Below are 22,938 nucleotides of genomic sequence, written 5' to 3'. Positions count from 1 at the left end.
ACTACTTAACTGTCTTATTACCAACTATTAACTAATAGTAAAATCCAGTTTGATTTCTCACCAGCAAAGGTATAGGGAATTGTTTAACTAAAACAAGCAACATATACGTTACAATCAATTTCCTGTTTGTAAATGATATGTTACAGCATAAATTTTGACTACCGGGTTAATCAAACCTATTTTTACTCGCTTTAATAAATTATACTTTTAATTAACTGATCTTTCATGAAAAAAATTCTACTCTTGAATTTGTGCTTCTTGTTGGCTGTAAATCAGCTGTTCGCACAAATTCACACCGTGACCGGGAAAGTTACGGGAAAAGACGATGGCTTGCCAATACCCGGGGCATCGGTAAAAATACAAGGGACAAATACCGGAACACAAACCAGTGCAGACGGTAAGTATTCAATCAATGCAGCAAATGGCGCTGTATTAACAATTAACTTTATCGGGTACGAACCGCAAACATTAACCGTTAACGGCAGCACGCTGAATGTAATATTAGCTACTTCGACTAAGCAACTTGGTGAGGTTGTTGTTACCGGTGCGCTTGGTATAACCAGAACGCGTAACCAACAGAGCTATGCAGCACAAGAGGTAAGCGGCGACGAAGTAAGCAAACAACGTTCAGATAATTTTATTGATGGATTATCGGGCAAAGTATCCGGTTTGGAAATCCGTCAGAATAATACGCTTGGTGGTTCAACAAACGTGGTGCTGCGCGGTTCCAAATCCATCACCGGCGACAACCAGGCGATGTTTGTGATTGACGGCGTTCCTATTGGCAATGAAAACACCAATGGCACCAACCAGCAAACAGGCGGTGGCGGTTATGATTATGGCAGCCCCGCATCAGACATAAACCCTGATGATATTGAAAGCGTAACCGTTTTAAAAGGCGCCGCAGCATCAGCATTATACGGTTCGCGCGGCAGCAATGGTGTTATTTTGATCACTACTAAAAAAGCAAAAAAGGGTTTGGGTATTACCATTAATTCAACCTTGAGCTTAAGTGAGATAGATAAATCTACATTTCCGCAATATCAGAACCAATATGGCGCAGGATATGCCCAATATTTTAATACCGGCAATGTTTTTGGCAACCCCAACGCACAGGTTGCCCCCACTGCGGATGACGCTTCTAATGGTACAGCATTTGACCCTAACCTGAAGATCTATCAGTGGGATGCATTCGATCCTACATCGCCTAACTATGGAAAAGCTACTCCATGGGTTGCAGCAAAAAATGGCCCTGCCACATTTTTTGTAAAACCTATTTCAACCGATCAAAGCATCATGATCACTAACGGCGGCGATAATGGCTCATTCAAGCTGGGCTATACCAAAAGTATCAACAATGGTGTTATCCCAAATAGCCGGCTGGACAAGAACCTGGTAGATTTTGGCGCCACTTATAAAATCACTCCAAAATTGACAGTAGGTGCCAATGTTAATTATTACAACACCAACGGTACAGGACGTGGCGGAACGGGTTATGATGGCGGCTCTAACTCATATAATCGTAACGTGATGACCGGCTTCAGACAATGGTGGGAAACCAACGTTGACGTGCAGGAACTAAAAGCAGCCTACGACAGGACACAATCAAATGTAACCTGGAATATGGCCGACCCGATAAACGGAAATACCGGCCCGGCGTTCTGGAATAACCCATACTGGGTGACTGATCACAACTATGAAACCGATACACGTAACCGCGTTTTAGGAAATATCAACGCCACTTATAACGCAACCGATTGGTTATCATTCACCGGCAGAACATCGTTAGATACCTATTCGGAACTTGACCAGGAGCGTTATGACGTGGGCAGTATCGGTGTTCCTTATTATTCGAGGTATAACCACACCTACACCGAAAACAACTACGATTTCTTAGCTAACGTAAACAAAAATATCTCCAAAGATTTTAATTTAAAAGCTCTTTTAGGCGCCAATATCCGGAAGGATAGTGATAACAGCATCAATGCAAGCACCAATGGCGGTTTAATTGTACCGGGCTTATATTCATTATCAAATACTTTAAGTGCGCCTTTGTCGCCTGCTGAATTTGATGGTAAAAAAGAGGTGGACGGTATTTTTGCGGGTACCACACTCACCTGGAAAAACATGGTGACCTTAGACGGTACCATCCGCAGGGACAAATCTTCAACTCTGCCGGCAGCAAATAATACTTATTATTACCCTTCAGTATCCGGCGGTTTTGTTTTCTCTGAACTGCTTAAAAACTGGACATGGCTGTCATATGGCAAGCTAAGGGCCAACTATGCACAGGTCGGCAGCGATGCCCCGCTTCATAGTATAAACGATACTTATTCAATTGTTCCGCCCATTGGCGCTAATCCGCAAACTATTCTTAATACCACCAAGAATAACCAAAACCTGAAACCGGAACAAACCAAAAGCAAGGAAATTGGACTTGAATTAGCGTTTTTTCATAACCGCTTAGGATTTGACGGAAGCTATTATGTTACCAATACCTTTAATGAAATATTACCTGTTAACGTTTCGCCAGCAACAGGCTACACTAACGAATATTTAAATGCTGGTAACGTTCAGAACAGGGGCGTTGAGCTTTCAGTAAACGGTACGCCAATAAAGACCAGGGATTTTAACTGGAAGATCACCGTTAACTTTACTGCTGCTTATAATAAAGTTACCGCATTGTATAAGGATGCAACAGGGCAGGAAGCGACCAACCTTGAGCTGGGCAGCTTCCAGAATGGCGAAACCCTTAATGCACCGCTTGGCCAATCTCTGGGTACTATCAGAGGTACCGATTATATTTATACCAATGGCCAGAAAACGGTTGGACCCGATGGCCAGTACCTGATAACTACCACAGCAAACAATAATATTGGCAATACCAACCCCAACTGGACCGGTGGTATCAATAACAGCTTTACTTACAAAAGCTTTACGTTAAGCTTCCTGATTGATATCCGTCATGGTGGTTCGGTGTTCTCAGGTGATATGGCTTATGGTTTGGCTGATGGTATTTATCCTTTAACAGCTTATACTAATGATCTGGGCAATCCTGTTCGTAACCCGCTTAACCAGGGTGGTGGTATGATACGCCCGGGGGTTTATGCAAACGGTCAGCCTAATACTACCAGGGTAACCGCTTATAACTATGGCGATTTTGGTGATGGCGCCGGCTTATTGCCACTTAAGGCATTTGTGTATGATGCAAGTTTTATAAAACTTAGGGAAGCCGTTGTAGGATACGCATTGCCGCAAAATGCAATAAGCAAATTGGGGCCGGTTAAAGACGTTACTTTACAGCTTATTGGCACAAACTTATGGATCATCCATAAAAACCTGCCTTATGCCGATCCTGAACAAGGCCTGAGCTCGGGCAATCTGCAGGGTATACAGGAAGGTGTTTATCCAACCACACGCACCATTTCACTTAATTTAAAAGTACGTTTCTAGTCATTACAGATATGAAAAAGATAGCATTAATTTTTGTACTGGTTTCGACATTGTCGGCCTGCAAAAAAGACCTGACAAGCCTCAATGTCGATCCTAAAAACCCGGCGGCAGTGCCCGCATACACTTTGTTTACCGAATCTGAAAGATTGCTGACCAACAACGTGAGTTCTGCCAGCGTGAACCTTAATATATTCCGTTTAATTGAACAGCAGTGGACAGAAACCACCTATTTAAATGAAACAGATTATCAATTATTCTCCCGCCGCCAGCCCGACGCCATTTGGACCGCAATGTATACCGGCGTTTTGTATAACCTTGAAAAAGCAAAGGGTTATATTCCGGCGCAAGTAAAAGATGTGCCTACTCAAAAAAATGAGATCGCAATTGCCGACATATTACAAGTGTATGCTTATTATTACCTGGTTACCACCTATGGTAATATCCCTTATACGCAAGCCTTGAATATTAACAATCCATTCCCGGCTTATGACGACCAAAAAACAGTTTATTATGCACTGTTAACCCGTCTGGATGCTGATATTGCAGCGTTAAATACATCAGGTGGAAGCTATGGGGGTGCAGATGTGATCTACACCGGCGACCCGGCCAAATGGTTAAAATTTGCCAATACCTTTAAGCTTAAAATGGGTATCACTATTGCTGATTATGATAATGCTACGGCAAAAACGACCGTTGAGGCCGCAGTAGCTGCAGGCGTATTTGCATCGAATAGTGATAATGCAACTTTTAACTATGTGGCTAGCCCGCCGAATACTAACCCTGTTTGGGTTGACCTGGTGCAAAGCCAAAGGCATGATTTTGTTGCTACCAGCGAATTTCTGGGCTTATTAAGCCCAAACACAGCCACTGCAGACCCGCGCCTGCCTTATTATTTTGCCGAAAATGTGAGTAGTTTGTATGTAGGTGCCCCTAATGGCTCAGGTAATGGCGGCTTGGTTTACAGCCAGTATTCGTTACCTTCAGGACCATTGCTAACCCCCGGGCCACCTACAACACCACAGCCTAAATCAATTGGCAGTTTAACTAACCCTGATTTTCCTGGTGACCTGCTGGATTATTCGGAAACGGAATTTAACCTGGCAGAAGCTGCGGATAGGCTTTATAATGTGGGCGGTAGTGCGGAGTCACACTATAACAGTGCGATAACTGCATCCATCACCTATTGGGGTGGAACTGACGCACAGGCTGCTGCATACCTGGCACTGCCAAACGTTGCTTTTACCACGGCCAGCAATCCTGAGGCGCCGGGCTTATTAAATACATCCCAAAAAATTGCTTTGCAGGAGTACATAGCGTTTTATAACAGGGGCTGGGATGCCTGGACAACAACCCGCAGATTGGGTTACCCGGTATTAGTGAAGCCCGCAAATGCTTACAGTGAATTCCCTTTGCGTTTTACTTATCCTATAAGCGAGCAAAATGTGAACGTGGTGAATTACAATAAGGCCGCCCAGGCTATCGGTGGCGACCTGGTAACTACCAAACTTTTCTGGGACCTGGCTACTACACTTAAATAATACCTTTTTAAAATTAATAACCAAAAGCCCCGGCCGTTTAAAAGCGGTCGGGGCTTTTTTGTCTGAACCAGTGATTTTTCACCGATAATTGTTTTTTCAGTTGCGTTCAGGGGGGGTCGCCGTCTACTTGATTTTTCACAGCTTAATTGTTTTTAAATGTGTTCAAGACGGCTGCACCGTTGCCGGATTTCGCAGATGATAAAAGGGGTTTACCGGCAGGCAGGTTTTGAATATCGAACACCGATGTTTTTTACTTCATTATTCAGCATTGGACATTCGATGTTCGATATTAAAAGCGCGCAAATCATTAATGCCCTGCACCTACCGCTGCACCTTCGTATTCATAATGCAACTTCGTTATCACCGGTTGGGCCCGGTCGGCAGTAACGCCGATCTTTGCCAAAATCGGCATTAAGGTTTCGCCAAATTTCCGGAATGCCTCTTCTGATTCCCAAACATCAACCACCAGCCAATTATTTTCTTGCTGCCCACCTACATGGTGGTGAAGCCCTTGTGGGTGCGACTGACCTGCGTTGCGCAGTTCTGTCCAAACCTGGTCATACTCCTGGGCTGTCAGGCCCGGAATATTAAATTGAACGATTATTCTTTCCATGATAAACACATTTAATATGTAATTGAATTATTACAATCAAAGTACTGTACCGTGATAAAAAGAAGGTTTTTAAGATGGGTGGAATGCTACATAAAGTTAACACCGGAATCATTGATTTTATGTTAATTTTTTCAACAAAAAACAGGTTGATGGGTTGTGCAATTTACCTCTTGCGCGGGGGCTTCTTTACTTTCGTCTGAACCATGATTTTTCACCGATGATTGTTTTTTCAGTTGTGTTCAAGGGCTTCGCCGTTTACTTGATTGAAGGATTATTATGATTCTTAAGCGGGGTGTCACACTGATTTCTCGATTGCGGTGCATGGAGCTTGTCAAGCATGCTGAGTGGTCGTTTATTTAGGTAACGGAAAATGTTTTTGGGGATTATAAGATATGCAGTCCCGCTCAATTGCCGCGGGGGCTGTTACTTTACCTTAGATGCAAAGTAACCAAACATCAAGTCAGCCGACACTTGCTTCTTTGCCGCACGGGGCCTTTGCCCTGCAAATCAGTCAAAACCACGGCTGCAATACTTTGCCCTACTATCGTTCGCTTTTACCCATTTCTTCTGCAAAGTTTGCTAATGCCTTTTCCTGCGCTCATGCCCGGCATCGTTTTGACTGATTTCGGCCGAAGCTGGTCTGCTGACGGGGGAAATGAGAGCTGTATTCTCCTTAACGATAATACCATCCGTCTTTGCGAGGTACGAAGCAATCTCTACTTAGGCAAGTCAACGGACCGGGAAGGCGTGGGCAGACCATGTGCGATTCCCTCCCTCGGGGGCACTAATATACGATGATACACAAGGTGATGGTAAAGCTTCTGATAGTTCTTTATCCATTGGCGAAGCTATGCCAACTAAAATCTACTCCCCACTCACTATCCGAATTAGACACGGTAAAGACCTTATGATTATTAAACACGATGGCGCGCCCCTGATAATATCATTCTCTAACGGCAATATGGATGAACCATTTCTTATGGAAATGATAGCCCAACCAAACTTTGTCAAGCTTATGCCTGCCCCTGATCCTCACATGAAGTGTGGGACAACACGGGTAATCCATCTGGATAAGGAAACAACCGATCAAATATAATCTCACATTCACCCTTTAGCCTGTCGTCTAATAATGGTTCCCCTCTAAAACACAACCTCACTACATACTCATGCTTCGTGTAGTCTGGCTTTATGATTAGGTAATCGCTTATCACCATTGAATGTCTATTCCCTAATTCAGTAACCGCTTCATTGAATTCGGTTAACTTTTCTTCTATTCTATCTATTCTGCTTTGTTCCATGCTCAAAGCTAACAATATTCCCTTTATTTATTTGTGTAATAAACGTCTCAAACATTTGTTATTGTCAAAGTTTAAGTTCATATTTACACCATGGAACAACAAGACATATATTTCAAGAGTATTCACGACTTTATTGCCGTGTTCCCTGATGAACAAGCTTGTATCAATCACCTTGAACAAATACGGTGGGGTGGATTGGTGGTTAGCCCCTTTGATGCATCCAGTACCGTGTACAAGTGCAAGAGCAATCGCTTCAAGTGCCGCAACACCAACAAGTATTTTAATGCACGTACAGGTACTATATTTGAAGATAGTAACATCAAGCTTATGAAGTGGTTTATGGCTCTGTATGTCTTTTCAAGCCATAAGAAAGGTATTAGCAGCTACCAGTTAGCCCGCGATCTTGATATTACCCAAAAGTCCGCTTGGTTTATGCTGCATCGCTTACGCTATGCCTTTGCTACTCCATCCGAAAAGTTAGAAGGCATTGTTGAGGCTGATACTACCTATGTTGGCGGTAAAACCACTAACAAGCATAAAAGCAAACGCGATTTAGATAATGCCAAAGGAACTGGTAGTATCAACAAAACGCCTGTATTAGGTATGATTCAACGCGATGGTAATATAGTTGCAGGGGTTATAGCTAAAGAAGATCAGGAAAACATACGGCCTCTATTACGCAGATGGATAGAGGTTGAAAGCACCTTAGTTTCTGACGGCCACAGCGCATATATGGGCGTGGCTGGCTTAAAGCATGAATCAGTATCCCATGAGAAAGGTATCTACGCCCGTGATCATTTTCATACCGCTCATATCGATGGTTTTTGGAGCCAATTTAAAAGAGGCATCTACGGAATCTATCACCAAATAAGCCCAAAACACACAAACGCATACGCCCAGGAATTTACTTTACGACATAATACCCGTAACTTTAGCACTTCATCTCGCTTTGACTTTGTTCTTAGCAATGTTGTAGGTAAGTTGAGTTACAAAACTTTAGTAGGCCATGAGTAAACGCAAGTACATTAAGAAAGATAAGCCCGTAGAGGTCACTCCCGTGACCCTCACCGACTTTAATAAAGATTTGCTGTTCCTTACTAAGGTTAAACCACCGAAGAAAGATCAGCCCAAAGAGCCTAAATGACATGGATAATTTAGATAGATTGATTGAAATAAGAGACGAGTTGAGCACCTTTGAAGATGCCGATAGATCAAGTTTTGAACGTATTCACCAATTGATCAAAGAGGCTATAAACATATCCGTTTCTCTTAATCATAGCTTGCACACACTTGAAATAGGTGATTTGATAGATAAACTAAAAGATAGCTTTACTGAACTTGATAGTTTTACAAATAAAGAATTTGCTATACATGAAGCATACGCTTATCTAATCTATGACATTAACGGTATTATCACTGCCGTTAACATTTATCTTGGGCAGCATAGTTAAGCGGTCTAATAGCCACACCAACTCATTATCATCTTTAACCGTTATTCCACCAGTGCAATACCTTTTTTTGCCTAACTTCTGATCTATATAAGAAATTGATAACCTATCAGCACTTATATGCATTACATGCTCCCAATCTGTATCGTCTTTATCCGGTCTAATATACACACCTTTCCTGTGACCCCTCTTTATTTTACTAAACCCGTATTTAGCTAATATTTCTATAGTGGCTTTATTAGGATACTTGAGTACTGCCATTAACAACGGCAGTAACATATTTTATATGTTACACTCCTTGTGTAACATTGTATGTGGATGCCCCCTCGGGAGGGTGGAGGGAGGGGTTTCTTCACCGTTTAGTCGCGCTGAACTTGTTTCAGCACCCCACGCGCTGAGTCATCGCTCGTGCGGGTATGAAAGTATTTCTCGGGATTATAAGATGCTCCGTCCCGCTCAATTGCCGCGGGGGCTGTTACTTTACCTTAGATGCAAAGTAACCAAACATCAAGTCAGCCGACGCTTGCTTCTTTGCCGCACAGGGCCTTTGCGCTGCAAATCGACCAAAACCACGGGCCGTAATATTTTGCCCGGCTGTCGCTCGCACTGAGCCTGGGCTTCTGCAAAACTTACTATGCCCTTTCCGGCGCTCGAGGCCAGCATTGTTTTGGTCGATTTTGGCCGAAGCTGGTCTGCTGACGGGGGAAATGAAAACTGTATTCTCCGCAACTATATTTCCGCGTGTCATGGCGAGGAACGAAGCAATCTCTACTTAGGCAGGCCAATGGAACGAGAAGATGTGGGCAGGCCACACGCGATTCCCTCCCTCGGGAGGGTGTAGGGAGGGGTTTCTTCACCATTCCGTCATGCTGAACTTGTTTCAGCACCCCACGCGCTGAGTCATCGCTCGTGCGGGTAACGGAAAATGTTTCTGGGGATTATAAGATGTTCTGTCTGCTCATGGCCGCAGGGGCCTAGTTAGTTATTCACCTATTGTTTGTTTTTTATAGGTGTTCATGATTGCTATTGCAATTTTGTCTTGACACAAAAGTAACCAAAAAGTCAAGTCAGCCGACGCTTGCTTCTTTGCCGCACGGGGCTTTTGCGCTGCAAATCGACCAAAACCACGGGCTGTAATATTTTGCCCCGCTGTCGCTCGCGCTTAGCCCCGACTTCTGCAAAACTTACTATGCCCTTTCCGGCGCTCTGAGGCCAGCATTGTTTTGGTCAATTTCGGCCGAAGCTGGTCTGCTGACAGGGGAAATGAGAAATGTATTCTCCGCAACGATATCCGAACAACCACAAGCGAGGCTTGCGGCAGCGAAGGCGCACGGGGCACGGGATTGTGCAGGTATCAAAAGTCTGCTTAATATTCAATTAATGGTGTAAAGGGGGTTAAACTGAAAGGTTCAGACAATTTTTCGCCCGAAGTGTAAAAGTCAGATAGTTTGCTAAATAAACAATAAAGGGAGGGCTATTTAACCCAACCCTTTATTGTTTATACAAAGGCATTATTTGCCCGATCCATCTGCTTCAAGCGCAACTATTTTATATGTTGTTTTATTATTACTGTCTTTAATTTGCTGGTAATATATACCATCTTCAGATACAAACAAAGTATCACCATTAAGATCGATCTTTCTGCAATCAGGGGGCAGTTTAGTAACCATATTACCTACTTTTGGCACAATCGTTTTAGCGCCGGTTGCATCTGTATTTAACTTGCCGTCTTTACCTTCAATTTGATACTGTACGGTGCCGTCATCCTGGGTAACAGGTAAGTAATAAACACCATTTAACTCATAATACTGCTGTCCGTTGATCTGCGTAGATTTGGCATTTGACGGCAACGTTTTTATTGCGGCGCCTATGGGAGGTTCTACCACGGTATATTGTTCGTTATCAAGCTGGTAGTAAAACCCGTCACTGAAGTAGAACTCGCCATCATCCCAGTAAAAGGGATAATAGCCAGCGGGCAAAAATCCGAAATCCAGGCCCAGCATAGGATAGTATAAACTACCGTAAAAGCCTTGATTGTAAAAATAATGGCCATGCCTGCCCCAAACATAATGACCATACCGCCCGCCATGTCCATAAACGCCAGGCCCATTTCCCCGGAATCCAACTGAGTGAGGTTGTACACCCCTAATCCCTGAAACAGGATGGAAATGACTATCGCCGCCAGCATGAGCGACGGCGGTGAAATGACTATCACCGCCAACATGAGCGCCACCGCCGAAATGGCTTGCACCGCCAAAATGGGAGCCGCCGCCGAAATGAGCGCCACCAGCGAAATGAACGCCTCCGCCACCTCCATGTTGTGCATTAGCGGGCAAAGCCAGAAACAAACACAATACTGCGGTTAAGCCGGTAAGTGTTAAATATTTTGATATTGTTTTCATTGTATTAAATATTTTAAATTATTGTTACAAGCATCCGGTACCTGCATGGTTAAGTACAAACCATGGTAAATACATAGTCGGAAAACTATGAGATGCCATTTTTAGAAATTTGATCAGTAAACACATTTAAGTGTATAATCAAATTCGAAGGGTGCGGAAGGTTTGGTAATAAGGTCTGTGCGGATAAAGAAGGGTATTTAACGGAGCTCTTGATTTTCTTAATAAAGCAGTTATTGCAGTTACACTAAAAACCAATAAAAAAACAAATGCTGCAGTTTTAATTAAAATGCTTAATGCCTTAAGCTTATTTTCAACGACGGTCTTAACAGTAAGACGCATTTGTAAAAAGAAATTGTTAGCATTGTTATCCTTTTGAAGATAAGTGACATTTGACGCAGTGGAAGTTTTTGGCCAATACAAATCATATTTTGGAAGATATGAAATATAAGTTGACGCCATGAAGAAGTACAGCGCTGCAACAGTAAGTGTCAGACATTTTTTTATTATATGTTTATCCTTTTTGATATTTCAATGTTTTAACCGCACAAAATTATAGTGTATTATTCACACTATCCCATATATCCTATAAAATATCCGTTACAATAGTCTTATAATGAATATTTTACAATAATTTGATAATGCCGGGAGGGCTGTTACGTCTTGTCTGAACCGGAATTTTTCGCGAGTTGTTTTTTTGGGGTGCTCAAGAGGGCTATGCCGTTTATAGAATTTAAGAATGAACAGAATTCAGGAAATTCAATTAATTCTACAAATTCGAGTTCTGACTTTCGGCCGAAGCTGGTCTGCTGACGGGGGAAATGAGAAATGTATTCTCCGCAATGATATCTCCGCGCGTCTTTGCGAGGAACATCCCACTTTTTGTCTGAACCATGATTTACTTGATTAATTGATTACTATGATTCTTAAAATGGGTGTCACACTGAGGCCCTCGAAGTGCGGTGCGTGGGGCTTGTCAAATATGCTGAGTCATCGTTCATTCAGGTAACGGAAAGTGTTTCTAGGGATTATAAGATGTTCTGTCCCGCTCAATTGCCGCGGGGGCTGTTACTTTTGTCTTGACACAAAAGTAACCAAAAAGTCAAGTCAGCCGACACTTGCTTCTTTGCCGCACGGGGCCTTTGCGCTGCAAATCGACCAAAACCACGGGCTGTAATTATTTGCCCTGCTGTCGCGCGCTCTGAGGCCGGGCTTCTGCAAAACTTACTATGCCCTTTCCGGCGCTCAAGGCCAGCATTGTTTTGGTCGATTTCGGCCGAAGCTGGTCTGCTGACGGGGGAAATGAGAGCTGTATTCTTCGCAACGATATCTCCGCGCGTCTTTGCGAGGAACATCCACTTTTTGTCTGAACCATGATTTTTCACCGATGATTTTTTTTCAGTTGTGTTCAAGAGGGCTTCGCCGTTTACTTGATTAATTGATTACTATGATTCTTCAAGTCGGGTGTCACACTAACGCACTCGAAGTGCTGAGCGTGGGGGAGTCATCACCATGCATTTTCGTGCGTCTTTGCGAGGTACGAAGCAATCCCCGATTTACAGAGGAGCTATGCAGATTCTACACCATCCGTCATGCTGAACTTATTTCAGCACCCCACATGCTGAGTCATCGCTCGTGCGGGTAATGGAAAATGTTTCTGGGGATTATAAGGTATGCAGTCCCGCTCAATTGCCGCGGGGGCTGTTAGTTATTCACCTATTGTTTGTTTTTTATAGGTGTTCATGATTGCTAATGCAATTTACCTTAGATGCAAAGTAACCAAACATCAAGTCAGCCGACGCTTGCTTCTTTGCCGCACCGGGCCTTTGCGCAGCAAACCGACCAAAACCACGGGCTGTAATATTTTGCCCCGCTGTCGCCCACACTTGCCCCTACTTCTGCAAAACTTACTATGCCCTTTCCGGCGCTCTGAGGCCAGCATTGTTTTGGACGATTTCGGCTGAAGCTGGTCTGCTGACGGGAAAACAACTAATCTCTGCTCTCCATTCACCACTCACTATAATTTATCCCCTCTGGCACGTATGATCATCTCGGCAACCAACAAATTACTGGTCCAGCCCAGCCAGGAAATGATATGATAAACATCCATTGGTGCCGGGGCAAATAAAAATACCAGCAACCATTTCCAGGCCCTCAGGCTCAGTGCCGAAAGCGTCAGGGCATAGCTGCGGTACATCCATGCTTTATGGCTCTTTATGTCGCCTGCCGATATAGCGGTAACGCCTTTCCAGGTGAAGGTTATCCACAAAACTGCCAAAATGCAAAAGGCGGTTTGACTAATCAGCCCGCCATTCCCATAATAACCCATGACCAGCCCCGCTGGACCTGCAACTAAAATAATACCGCCTGCATATATTCGCCCGCTCCATTTGTGAAGAGCCGGGAATCGTCGCCTGATAAAAGAGGGGAATTGCAGCATACCCGACAGCAGTACAAACATACCGGTATACACATGTGCAAAAAAAGCCACGCGATAATGCAGCATGCCTGTTACGTCTCCCTTTGTCTGCAGAAAAGCCACATCGGTACGTACAGGAATATATTGAAGCGTGATGAGCAGCATCAGATACGAAAAAAACAGCAGGCATGCATACCATAACACATTGCCCGCAGTTAACAAATAATATTTTTTACTTAGCTGCATAAGAAATGATCACCGACCGAAAGCATTATAGTATTCCTGGGCATATTTTTCGTAAGGTGCCATCAGCTTCAGGTTTTGCTTTTCTATCGGGGTGAGTTCAGCAGTGACATCATTACTGATAGGCACATACCACGACTGCTCACTGAAATACCAGCTCAAAACCGGTTTTTTAAAGGTGTAGCCATGTCGCGCAAAAATAGAATTGCGTATTATCAAAAGATCGGCTTTTTTCAGGTTGGCAAGGTACTTTGTAGTAAGTACATCGGTTGAAGAGTTATATTTTTGAACTTCATCTGATGTTGTAGCATAACGCTCATCGGTATAAGTTTCTCCACTATCAGGCTTTACCGCTATTTGTTTTGATTTGCTCCAATCAATATAACTGGCCCGTTCCAGCTTCCAGTCGGGGTTATAGCTGAAAAGTTTTTTGGTTAAAGCAAAGTCATGGGAAGGAACTTTGTCGCCGCCACTCCAGTGACCAGTAAGCAGGCTATCACCTTCGGAAATACTCAGCTTATAAATTCCGGCAACTTTTTCGTCAGAAATGCTTTTAAAAGAGAACCTGTACTTAGATCCTGTTTTGATCATGCTGCATTTAAAGGGACGAAGCTTTCCTTGAATTACTATGTGGCCTTCTACCTTGTTGCCATCAATATTATCCAGCGAAATGTTTATTTTATTATATCCACTCTGGTAATCTCCATCCTCTTCTAATGTATCTGCTTTATCCGGGCCGAAAGTGCCTGCCCAATAACCTGTGAGATCTTTTTCGTCTTTAATGATAAGATTATCGGTAGCTACAGGAACCGGAAATCTCGATTTACCGGTTTTAGAAGTTTGAGTTGAGTCTCCGCTCTTTTTAATACAACCGCTGCAGCCTTGCAGGCATACAAGAGCAGCCAGAACAAAAAAATGTGATAAGGGTTTCATGGTTAAAAATTTGAGCTGAATATACTATTTGTTTGAATTTATTGCCAATTCAAATTACCCGTGTATCACTTCCTTTACACGCGATTCAAATGCGACGTACATCACATAACCTTTCCGTCATGCTGAACTTGTTTCAGCACCCCACGCGTTAAGTCATCGCTCGTGCGGGGTAACAGAAAATATTTCTGGGTATTATAAGATACTCCGTCCCGCTCAATTGCCGCGTGGCTGTTACTTTTGAGGCACCAAAAGTAACCAAAAGTGCTTGTCAGCAGAAAGGCTTCTTTGCCGCACATGGCCTCTGCCCTGCAAATCAGTCAAAACCACGGGCTGCAAAATATTGCCCCCGTGTGTCGCACAAGGCCTATACTACGGCAAATATTGCTATGCCCTTCCAACGCACAGGCCAGCATTGTTTTACCTGATTTCGCCCGAAGCTGGTCTGCTGACGGGGAAATGAGAACTGTATTCTCCGCAACTATATCTCCGCCCGTCTTTGCGAGGAACGAAGCAACCTCTACTTAGGCAGGTCAACGGACCGAGATGTATTCAAAGAGAAAATTGGGTGTTTTCACGGGTTGCGGATGATTGCAAATTAGTTGAGGTTTGATATAGTTGTATTTTTTGGTTTTGCCAATGACTATCTTTAGCTGCTACTAAATAATTGCAGTTTTAATTCCCTTTATAAATATGGCAACAGAAGTAAAATGTCCTAGTTGTGGTTTTGGATTTCCGATTGAGGAAGTGATGGCCGAAGAATATAAGAAAGAGCTTCGGGTGAAAATGCAGGAATATACCCAGCAAAAAGAGGAGGAATATAAAAGAAAGGAAAGTGAGTTTGCCGCAAAAGAACGCCAGCAACAACTACAGTTTGAGGAACGGCTTACAGCAGAAAAAAAACAATTGCAGTTAACGCTCGAAGAAAACCTGCGTAAGTCAATAGCTACTGATTTTGAGAATCAATTGCTGATGCTTCAAAACGCTAAGAATGAGTCGGACGAAAAATTAAAGGCGTCAAGACAAAAGGAACTGGAATTTTTGCAAAAGGAACAGGCACTTAAACAAAAGGAAGAAGAACTGGAGCTTTCCGTACAGCGGAAATTGCAGGAACAGCGGAATGAGTTAAGCGAACAGATAAGAAAGCAAGAGGCTGAAAAATTTAATCTGAAAGATACTGACCACCAGTTAAAAGTAAAGGAACTGGAAAAACAAATAGAAGACCAGAAGAAGCTGGTGGACGAAATGAAACGTAAGGCCGAACAAGGCTCTATGCAGTTACAAGGCGAAGTACAGGAATTGATACTGGAAGAGTTATTACGCGATAATTTTCCGTTTGATGTGATCAGCGAAGTGGGCAAGGGTGTGCGCGGGGCTGATTGCGTACAAACTGTCCGCAATAATTTTGGGCAGGAATGCGGCCGCATTATTTATGAGAGCAAGCGCACTAAAGATTTTTCGGCCGACTGGATTGATAAGTTGAAAAAAGACATGCGTGCCATTGGGGTTGATGTTGCGGTAATTGTAAGTCAATGCTACCCCAAAGGGATGGATTGTTTTGGTGAAAAAGATGGCGTTTGGATATGCTCATTTGATGAAGTAAAAGCGGTGTCCTACATTTTGAGGGATGGTATTATTAAACTTGCCAACCTGGCTAAAGCACAGGACAATAAAGGCGATAAAATGCACCTGCTATATGACTATCTGATAAGCAACGAATTCTCTGAACAATGGAAAGCCATACGCGAAGGCTATATGAGCATGCGTTTATCCATACAACGCGAACGTGATGCTATGGAAAAAATGTGGAAAGCACGTGAAAAGCAATTGGAAAAAGTACTGCTAAATGCTGCCCACATTAAAGGCTCAATTGAAGGTATCGCCGGTAGTGATATGATAAGTTTGAGTTTGGGGGATGATGAGGATGCGTTGTTGTTGGAATAGTAAGTGTAAACTAAAAAAGGTTCCTCTGGGAGGGGGCGCGTCGGCCAATGAAGTGGCAGGGGTGGGTTTCTACGTCATGCTTCTTTTTGTCTGAACCATGATTTGTTTGATTAATTGATTTACTATGATTCTTCAAGGCGGGTGTCACACTGAGGCACTCGAAGTGTGGTACGTGGGGCTTGTCAAACATGCTAAGTCGTCGTTGTTTAGGTAACGGAACCTATTTCTGGGGTTATAAGATACTCCGTCCCGCTCAATTGCCGCGGGGGCTGTTAGTTATTCACCTGTTGTTTGTTTTTTATAGGTGTTCATGATTGCTATGCAATTTTGTCTTGACACAAAAGCAACCAAAAAGTCAAGTCAGCCGACGCTTGCTTCTTTGCCGCACGGGGCCTTTGCGCTGCAAATCGACCAAAACCACGGGCTGTAATATTTTGCCCCGCTGTCGCTCGCATTAGGCCCTGGCTTCTGCAAAACTTACTATGCCCTTTCCGGCGCTCAGGGGCCACCATTGTTTTGGTCGATTTCGGCCGAAGCTGGTCTGCTGACGGGGGAAATGAGAACTGTATTCTCCGCAACTACATCTCAGCGCGTCATGGCGAGAACGAAGTAGTACTATTCCGTAATAATTTTATCACACCATTCTGTCAGGCCGACGAAGATCTGGGGGTTGCCGAATTTGGCGTTTTTATTTTCCAGGTCGGCCGCCGTGATGCCCCGGGCTTTGCAACAGGCGCCGCAGGCATAGATCTGGATTTTATTGGCCAGCACTTTTGGCAATATTTCCTTCAGGGGAGGCCAGCCGACGGGCGTTATCGCATTGAGGGTGCTGTCCCGCATCAGGCTCACCCCTTCGCCCAGCAAAAATATTTGTACCTCATGACCGGCTTCTGCAAGTGCATTCCCGTGAAGGAATGGAAAGGATGCTTTCGTAGGATCATCCGACCCCCAGGCGCTTTTCATAAAGATCTTCAATTTTTTCTCTCCCTGTATGGAGACGCTGCCAAGAAAAGGCAACGGAAGAAGGCTGCTTAAAAACTTTTTGCGGATCATATTTTTTGAATTCACTTTCTAAGCTACAAAATACCCGGCATAATTCAGAGGTATTTATTTGATTTTCAGCAATATTCCTGATCATTTCCGGCGCACAGGGCCAGCATTGTTTTGGTCGATTTTGGCCGAAGCTGGTCTGCTGACGGGGAAATGAGAACTGTATTCTCCGCAACTATATTTCCACGAGTTATGGCGGCCAATAGTGTGGCAATCTCAACACAGGCAAATTAATTGCTAAATAGTTACTAATGAAAAATGGGTGTTTTCACGGTATAAAATATATTTTAATTAACTATATCTTTCGACACAACCTATTCAATGACTCAATTTATCACAATTTATATTAAAATTGCTAATTTTATTAGTATTTTCGAATTATGGGAAGCAAAATTTCAAACTTTCTTGAAGAACATTCAAAAGCCAAAATTGAATTATGGAGTTATTATTTATCTATTTATTTAAATATTATCCAAAGGGCACCTGGGATTAATAAAATCTATATATATGATGTTTTTTGCGGAGAAGGCAAATATAAAGGTGGAGAATCTGGAAGCCCATTAGTTACACTAGAAAAGATCAGGGATCATTATTACGCTAATAATAACACATGTCTGAATATAGAAATTAAATTTAACGACAATGGTTTATCAGAAATTGAAAAAGGCAAGAAAAGAATTGATAGAGTTGAACATTTTGCTAAATCAATATTTAAACCAGACTCAGTAGAAATAAATTATTCTGATTTCGACAGTAATACGATTTTGACAAATACTATAAATAAGCTCGCGGATCTTAAAAATGACGAAAGAGCACTATTTTTTATAGACCCTTGGGGTTATAAAGAAATTGATCCAAAGCAATTGAAAATAATTTTACAGAATGGGAAAACAGAAATAATTCTTTTTTTGCCAGTTTATTTAATGTATATGTTTACTAATAAAGCAATTTCCGAAGATAATTTTCCAGGTGGAAAGCCTTTGCAATTATTTATTAGAGAATTGTTTGGTAGCAAAACTCCAGATTTAACTTCTGAATTAAAATACATTAATTCGTTAACTAAACAATTCAAAAACTACTTGACAATCAAATTTTCTACATCATTTTCTATAGAAAGAAACCCGGGGCACTACTTTTCATTATTTTTCTTTACAAACAATAAAAAAGGATTTCAAAAGATGTTGGAAACTAAATGGAAATTGGATGAACAAAATGGCAGAGGATACAAAATGTCAGTTAATAAGCAGCAGGCGAGCCTGTTCGATACTACCCATGTCTCTAATTATGATGAATTAGTTTATGATTTTATAAAAAAAAACAAATCTGTTACCAACGTACAACTACTGGATTTTGGTTTAGAAAATGAATATTTACCTAAACATACCAAGGTTGTTTTAGATAATTTGTTATCCTCGGATAAAATCAAATTAACTTCGGCGGATAATAAACCAGCCTTAAGTTGGTATATTGACAATGATCAACGTAAAATTTTAGTTTCATTAAAGCAATAATATTATGGCACAGTCAAACATAGAATGGACAGAATTAACCTGGAACCCTGTAACTGGCTGCAATAAAATAAGCCCGGGTTGCAAGTTTTGCTATGCTGAAGTAATGTCCAAGAGATTAAAGGCAATGGGTATTGAAAAATATCAGGACGGGTTCAATATTCGTACCCATCCAAATGAGTTGAATACCCCTTTTACCTGGAAAAAATCAAAGATTGTATTTGTTAATTCAATGAGTGACCTTTTTCATCCGGAAATACCATCTGAATATATTAAAGCAGTATTTAACGTAATGAACCAGACGCCGCAACATATTTACCAGGTGCTTACTAAACGTTCGGACAGATTATTGGAATTATCATCAGAATTGAATTGGACCAATAATATTTGGATGGGTGTTTCTGTAGAAAATGAAAAGTATACCTATAGAATAGACGAATTATCAAAAATCGCTGCTAAAACTAAATTTCTTTCAATTGAGCCTCTTATAGGCCCTGTTAAAACATTAAACCTGGCTCTAATAGATTGGGTTATAGTTGGTGGTGAATCAGGACACAAAGCTCGACCAATTAAAAAACAATGGATTGATTACGTAAAGAATGAATGTAAAAAACAGAACAGCGCATTCTTCTTTAAACAATGGGGTAAGTCGAAATTTAATGTTAACCCAAATGATCCAACAATCAATTCAGAACATCCGCAGCATGCCAAAGGTGGCTGTGAGTTAGATGGAGAAATTTATAGAGAAATGCCTGAAAAAGCCGCGTAAGTGCTATGGAAAATCATTTTTGGATAGCCCTTTTAGATAAATTATGCATACCGATAATTATTGCTGCCCTTAGTTACTTCTTGGCAAAAAGACAATTATTAAGCGGCAATATGCTTCAGTTTCGTCAAAGATGGATTGATGATTTGAGAAATGCTATAAGCCTTTTTATTGCCAAGGCAGAGATGATTTCAATAATTGATCTTGATGATGATGATTCTTACTTCAGTCATTCCATGGAACTTTCCCAGATGCAAAACAAAGTTGAATTAATGCTTAACCCTAATGTTGATACTCAACAAATTATTATTAATAGAATGAGTGATATAAAAAAAATCATACATGAGGAAGAAGTTAATGAGGATAAATTAAAGGCTCTGATAAATGATTTACTGGAAATGTCAAGGGGAGTTTTAAGTAAAGAAATGGAAAGTTGTTATAAATAAATCCCCCTCAAGCCTATAGATTTTTAATAATTATAGGATATTCGAACTATGGTTAATGAAAGTAGTATTAATGATGCTATTACTTTTCATCTGTCTATTTTATTCACGGATGAATCTACTTCTGAAATTGAACGCTTATTTGGAAAAGAAACAGTTGTAACAATATGTGATATAGCAGCATACGCGACAAACGATGTCACTTGGAGCAATGACGATAATAGAGTTAGCCATCACGAAACCATAAACCGACTAAAAGCCAATTACCCGTTTTTGACGGATGCTTCGTTAATTAAAATTGCGGATGCTGCTGCATTCTTTTGGAAATAATCAATCGCTTTATTTAAACCGACATGACTAAGTCGGCTACACGCTGGCAACCTTTCTGATGGGGTGCCGATCCGCCAATGGGCGGACGGCACGACGCGCGGAAAATAATCATGGAATCATTTAATCACATAAATCATGGTTCAGACAATTGCATGGTGGCTCTGTATAGTTCGCGATGGCTTTCCCGAAGATGTTCGGGACAAGCTGTACCTCGCCATGACATATTGGGAACGGAGCTGCGTTAGGGGTAGTAGCGGATACCGGCCATTTCCAGTTGGCAGTTAGAAGTTGGCAGTTTGCATTTACCTTGCAGATAGTTAATTGCACAAAGAGCCTAATGCCTGTGCAGTATGAGCGGATGACCCGACCCGCAATCGAGAGCCTCAGTGTGACAGCCGCGGGGAACGCCCATTTTTTTAGTTAGCAGTTTGGAGTTGGCAGTTAGCAGGGTGGAAAACACGATATTTGCAATGTCCTGTTACACAAACAGCTTTACATGCGTACTATGTTTAAAACTAATAGATTATGAAAGCAGTTGGTTTGTTTATTTTATGGTTGGTGTGCATGGTATTGGTTTCGTGCCAGAATAATCATTCGGGCGGTATAACCAGCAAATGCGGTCCCTGCCCCATGTATCTGGAGATATTGCCCACCATAGGCGTCAAAATAGTTGACAAGACCACCGGCGCCGATCTGTTCCTGTCGCCCACTTCGCCCTACAAGCTCAGCGACCTTAAGGTGACCAGCTCTGTAAACGACAGTGTTAGGTTTGTGGTAGACAGCCTGGGAACAGGTAACCGTTTTGTAAGGGTACCAAGCCCCGAAACGCAAACATTCACAATCAAATTAGCCGCACTAAGCGCTGATAGCATCAGAGTAGTCCTTGCCCGCGACTCGCCCGTATGCTGCCCCCGCACGCGAATAAAAAGCATTACGCTTAATAATGTTCAGCAATGCAGCCCCTGCAGCTTAGCGCAATTAGTTACGATTAAAAAATAGGGGGAACCTCAATAATTGTCTGAATAGTTGAAGAAACACACCCCTGTCCTTCTCGAGGGGGGAGTCGGCGCAACTCTCTGCTTTCATTCAAACGTCGGCGTTAATTCTGGCAGCGGTATTCCTTTTTAAGAAAAAAGTGGTGACAGTGTTTTGTCAGTAGTATATAAAAGGTAAGTTATTGATAATTAGGCGTTCATAAATATCAGCGAGCGTTCATTGTGTTGTGAACGTGAACACTGCCGCCTGTCCTCGCCCCCATGCCAAATATTTCGTGGCGAATGCTTAATTTTGCAATCCCTGCCAAAGCAGGTAAAACACCATTGCTATGTATACTACCCTGAAACCTGTGCTGGAACAGGAACTCGCCGAGATTGAGAAGGCCGGATTATATAAGAGAGAGCGGATTATTACGTCGCCGCAGCGTGCTGATATTACGGTGCAGGGCGGTAAGCATGTGATCAATTTCTGCGCTAATAATTACCTGGGGCTGTCGTCGCACCCGAAAGTGATACAGGCGGCAAAAGAGGTGATGGATACGCACGGCTACGGGCTGTCGTCGGTACGTTTCATCTGTGGCACACAGGATATCCACAAACAACTGGAAGCCAAAATAGCCGAGTTTTTGGGTACTGAGGATACGATATTATACGCCGCTGCATTTGATGCCAATGGCGGGGTTTTCGAGCCGCTGTTTAATGAGCAGGATGCTATTATATCGGACGAGTTGAACCATGCTTCTATTATTGATGGCGTGCGTTTGTGCAAGGCCCAGCGTCAGCGTTACAAGCACGATGACATGGCGGATCTGGAAGAAAAATTGAAAGCTACGCAAGATTGCCGTCACCGTATTATTGTTACGGATGGGGCGTTCAGCATGGATGGCACCATCGCACAATTAGATAAAATATGCGCACTGGCCGAGAAATATAATTCGCTGGTGATGATAGATGAGAGCCATTGCTCGGGTTTTATGGGCAAAACCGGTCGAGGTACGCACGAGCACCATAATGTGATGGGCAAGATTGATATTATTACCGGTACGCTTGGTAAGGCGCTGGGCGGTGCGTCGGGCGGGTTTACTTCGGGCAGGAAAGAGATCATTGATATGCTGAGGCAACGGTCGAGGCCTTATTTATTTTCCAATACGCTTGCGCCATCTATTACCGGTGCTTCCATAGCGGTACTGAATTTACTAAGCGAAACCACTGAGCTTCGCGATAAACTGGAAAAGAATACGCAATACTTCCGCAGTAAAATGACGGAAGCGGGATTTGATATCAGACCGGGCGTACACCCTATTGTACCGGTGATGCTGTATGATGCCAAGTTATCGCAGGATTTCGCGGCTAAAATGCTGGAAGAGGGTATTTATGTGATCGGTTTCTACTACCCTGTGGTACCACAGGGCAAGGCGAGGATAAGGGTGCAGATATCAGCCGCACATGAGCAGGAACATTTGGATAAAGCCATAACTGCATTTACTAAAGTGGGTAAAGAGTTAGGGGTAATAAAATAACAGAATCGCAAGGGGAATGGCGGATGGCGTTATGACGCAGG

17 protein-coding genes are annotated in these 22,938 nt (G+C 42.6%); 12 read left to right on the top strand and 5 right to left on the bottom strand.

What is annotated here, in order from left to right; genetic code table 11:
- The first annotated feature begins 225 nt into the window (after window positions 1-225).
- Together ACPPVU_RS04735 and ACPPVU_RS04730 are read left to right on the top strand one after the other, a co-directional pair.
- Window positions 226-3,453 carry a SusC/RagA family TonB-linked outer membrane protein gene (locus tag ACPPVU_RS04735; protein ID WP_426670550.1) on the top strand — a complete coding sequence of 1,076 codons (3,228 nt, stop codon included), beginning with the start codon at window positions 226-228 and terminating at the stop codon, window positions 3,451-3,453.
- Window positions 3,454-3,464: 11 nt separating this feature from the next.
- A complete protein-coding gene (locus ACPPVU_RS04730) occupies window positions 3,465-4,991 on the top strand; it encodes a SusD/RagB family nutrient-binding outer membrane lipoprotein (RefSeq protein ID WP_426670549.1) in 1,527 nt (508 codons plus the stop codon).
- Window positions 4,992-5,298: 307 nt separating this feature from the next.
- Here ACPPVU_RS04730 and ACPPVU_RS04725 read toward each other — a convergent pair whose 3' ends face one another.
- On the bottom strand, window positions 5,299-5,604 hold the full coding sequence (locus ACPPVU_RS04725; RefSeq protein WP_426670548.1) for an antibiotic biosynthesis monooxygenase: 306 nt from the start codon (window positions 5,602-5,604) through the stop codon (window positions 5,299-5,301).
- Window positions 5,605-6,992: 1,388 nt separating this feature from the next.
- On the opposite strand from ACPPVU_RS04725, the gene ACPPVU_RS04720 reads away from it, so the two are divergent.
- The 3 genes from ACPPVU_RS04720 to ACPPVU_RS04710 are packed head-to-tail and all read left to right on the top strand — an operon-like array spanning window position 6,993 to window position 8,353.
- Window positions 6,993-7,916 carry an IS1595 family transposase gene (locus ACPPVU_RS04720; RefSeq protein WP_426670547.1) on the top strand — a complete coding sequence of 308 codons (924 nt, stop codon included), beginning with the start codon at window positions 6,993-6,995 and terminating at the stop codon, window positions 7,914-7,916.
- Complete coding sequence (locus ACPPVU_RS04715; protein ID WP_426670546.1) at window positions 7,909-8,046, top strand: hypothetical protein; 138 nt, start codon at window positions 7,909-7,911, stop codon at window positions 8,044-8,046. The genes ACPPVU_RS04720 and ACPPVU_RS04715 overlap by 8 nt, the downstream gene beginning before the upstream one ends.
- 1 nt (window position 8,047) lies before the next feature.
- Window positions 8,048-8,353, top strand: coding sequence for a hypothetical protein (locus tag ACPPVU_RS04710; protein WP_426670545.1), 306 nt, complete (start codon window positions 8,048-8,050; stop codon window positions 8,351-8,353).
- Between the two features lie 1,508 nt (window positions 8,354-9,861).
- Here ACPPVU_RS04710 and ACPPVU_RS04705 read toward each other — a convergent pair.
- The 3 genes from ACPPVU_RS04705 to ACPPVU_RS04695 form a co-directional block, all read right to left on the bottom strand.
- A complete protein-coding gene (locus ACPPVU_RS04705) occupies window positions 9,862-10,752 on the bottom strand; it encodes a DUF6515 family protein (protein WP_426670544.1) in 891 nt (296 codons plus the stop codon).
- 2,014 nt (window positions 10,753-12,766) lie between these two features.
- Window positions 12,767-13,414, bottom strand: a complete 648-nt coding sequence (locus ACPPVU_RS04700; RefSeq protein ID WP_426670543.1) for a DUF2306 domain-containing protein — start codon at window positions 13,412-13,414, stop codon at window positions 12,767-12,769.
- Window positions 13,415-13,423: 9 nt separating this feature from the next.
- On the bottom strand, window positions 13,424-14,344 hold the full coding sequence (locus ACPPVU_RS04695; RefSeq protein ID WP_426670542.1) for a YARHG domain-containing protein: 921 nt from the start codon (window positions 14,342-14,344) through the stop codon (window positions 13,424-13,426).
- Between the two features lie 690 nt (window positions 14,345-15,034).
- Here ACPPVU_RS04695 and ACPPVU_RS04690 point away from each other — a divergent pair.
- Complete coding sequence (locus tag ACPPVU_RS04690) at window positions 15,035-16,285, top strand: DUF2130 domain-containing protein (protein WP_426670541.1); 1,251 nt, start codon at window positions 15,035-15,037, stop codon at window positions 16,283-16,285.
- 615 nt (window positions 16,286-16,900) lie between these two features.
- On the opposite strand, the gene ACPPVU_RS04685 is transcribed toward ACPPVU_RS04690, so the two are convergent.
- Entirely contained in the window at window positions 16,901-17,338 is a 438-nt protein-coding gene (locus tag ACPPVU_RS04685; protein ID WP_426670540.1) for a DsrE family protein, read from the bottom strand.
- A gap of 377 nt (window positions 17,339-17,715) precedes the next feature.
- On the opposite strand from ACPPVU_RS04685, the gene tcmP reads away from it, so the two are divergent.
- The 6 genes from tcmP to kbl all read left to right on the top strand — a co-directional run bounded on the left by tcmP (window position 17,716) and on the right by kbl (window position 22,897).
- Complete coding sequence (gene tcmP, locus ACPPVU_RS04680; protein WP_426670539.1) at window positions 17,716-18,846, top strand: three-Cys-motif partner protein TcmP; 1,131 nt, start codon at window positions 17,716-17,718, stop codon at window positions 18,844-18,846.
- Window positions 18,847-18,850: 4 nt separating this feature from the next.
- Window positions 18,851-19,612 carry a DUF5131 family protein gene (locus ACPPVU_RS04675; protein ID WP_426670538.1) on the top strand — a complete coding sequence of 254 codons (762 nt, stop codon included), beginning with the start codon at window positions 18,851-18,853 and terminating at the stop codon, window positions 19,610-19,612.
- 5 nt (window positions 19,613-19,617) lie between these two features.
- Window positions 19,618-20,055: a hypothetical protein gene (locus tag ACPPVU_RS04670; protein ID WP_426670537.1), complete on the top strand. Its 438-nt coding sequence runs from the start codon at window positions 19,618-19,620 to the stop codon at window positions 20,053-20,055.
- 48 nt (window positions 20,056-20,103) lie between these two features.
- Window positions 20,104-20,382 (top strand): hypothetical protein, encoded by a 279-nt coding sequence (locus tag ACPPVU_RS04665; protein WP_426670536.1) that lies wholly within the window; start codon window positions 20,104-20,106, stop codon window positions 20,380-20,382.
- A gap of 525 nt (window positions 20,383-20,907) precedes the next feature.
- Complete coding sequence (locus ACPPVU_RS04660) at window positions 20,908-21,381, top strand: hypothetical protein (RefSeq protein ID WP_426670535.1); 474 nt, start codon at window positions 20,908-20,910, stop codon at window positions 21,379-21,381.
- 325 nt (window positions 21,382-21,706) lie between these two features.
- Entirely contained in the window at window positions 21,707-22,897 is a 1,191-nt protein-coding gene (gene kbl, locus ACPPVU_RS04655) for a glycine C-acetyltransferase (protein ID WP_426670534.1), read from the top strand.
- The last annotated feature ends 41 nt before the right edge of the window (window positions 22,898-22,938 follow it).

The sequence above is a fragment of the Mucilaginibacter sp. McL0603 genome (assembly GCF_049992945.1).
GTDB lineage: Bacteria > Bacteroidota > Bacteroidia > Sphingobacteriales > Sphingobacteriaceae > Mucilaginibacter.
This window is presented reverse-complemented; position numbering and strand designations above follow the sequence as displayed.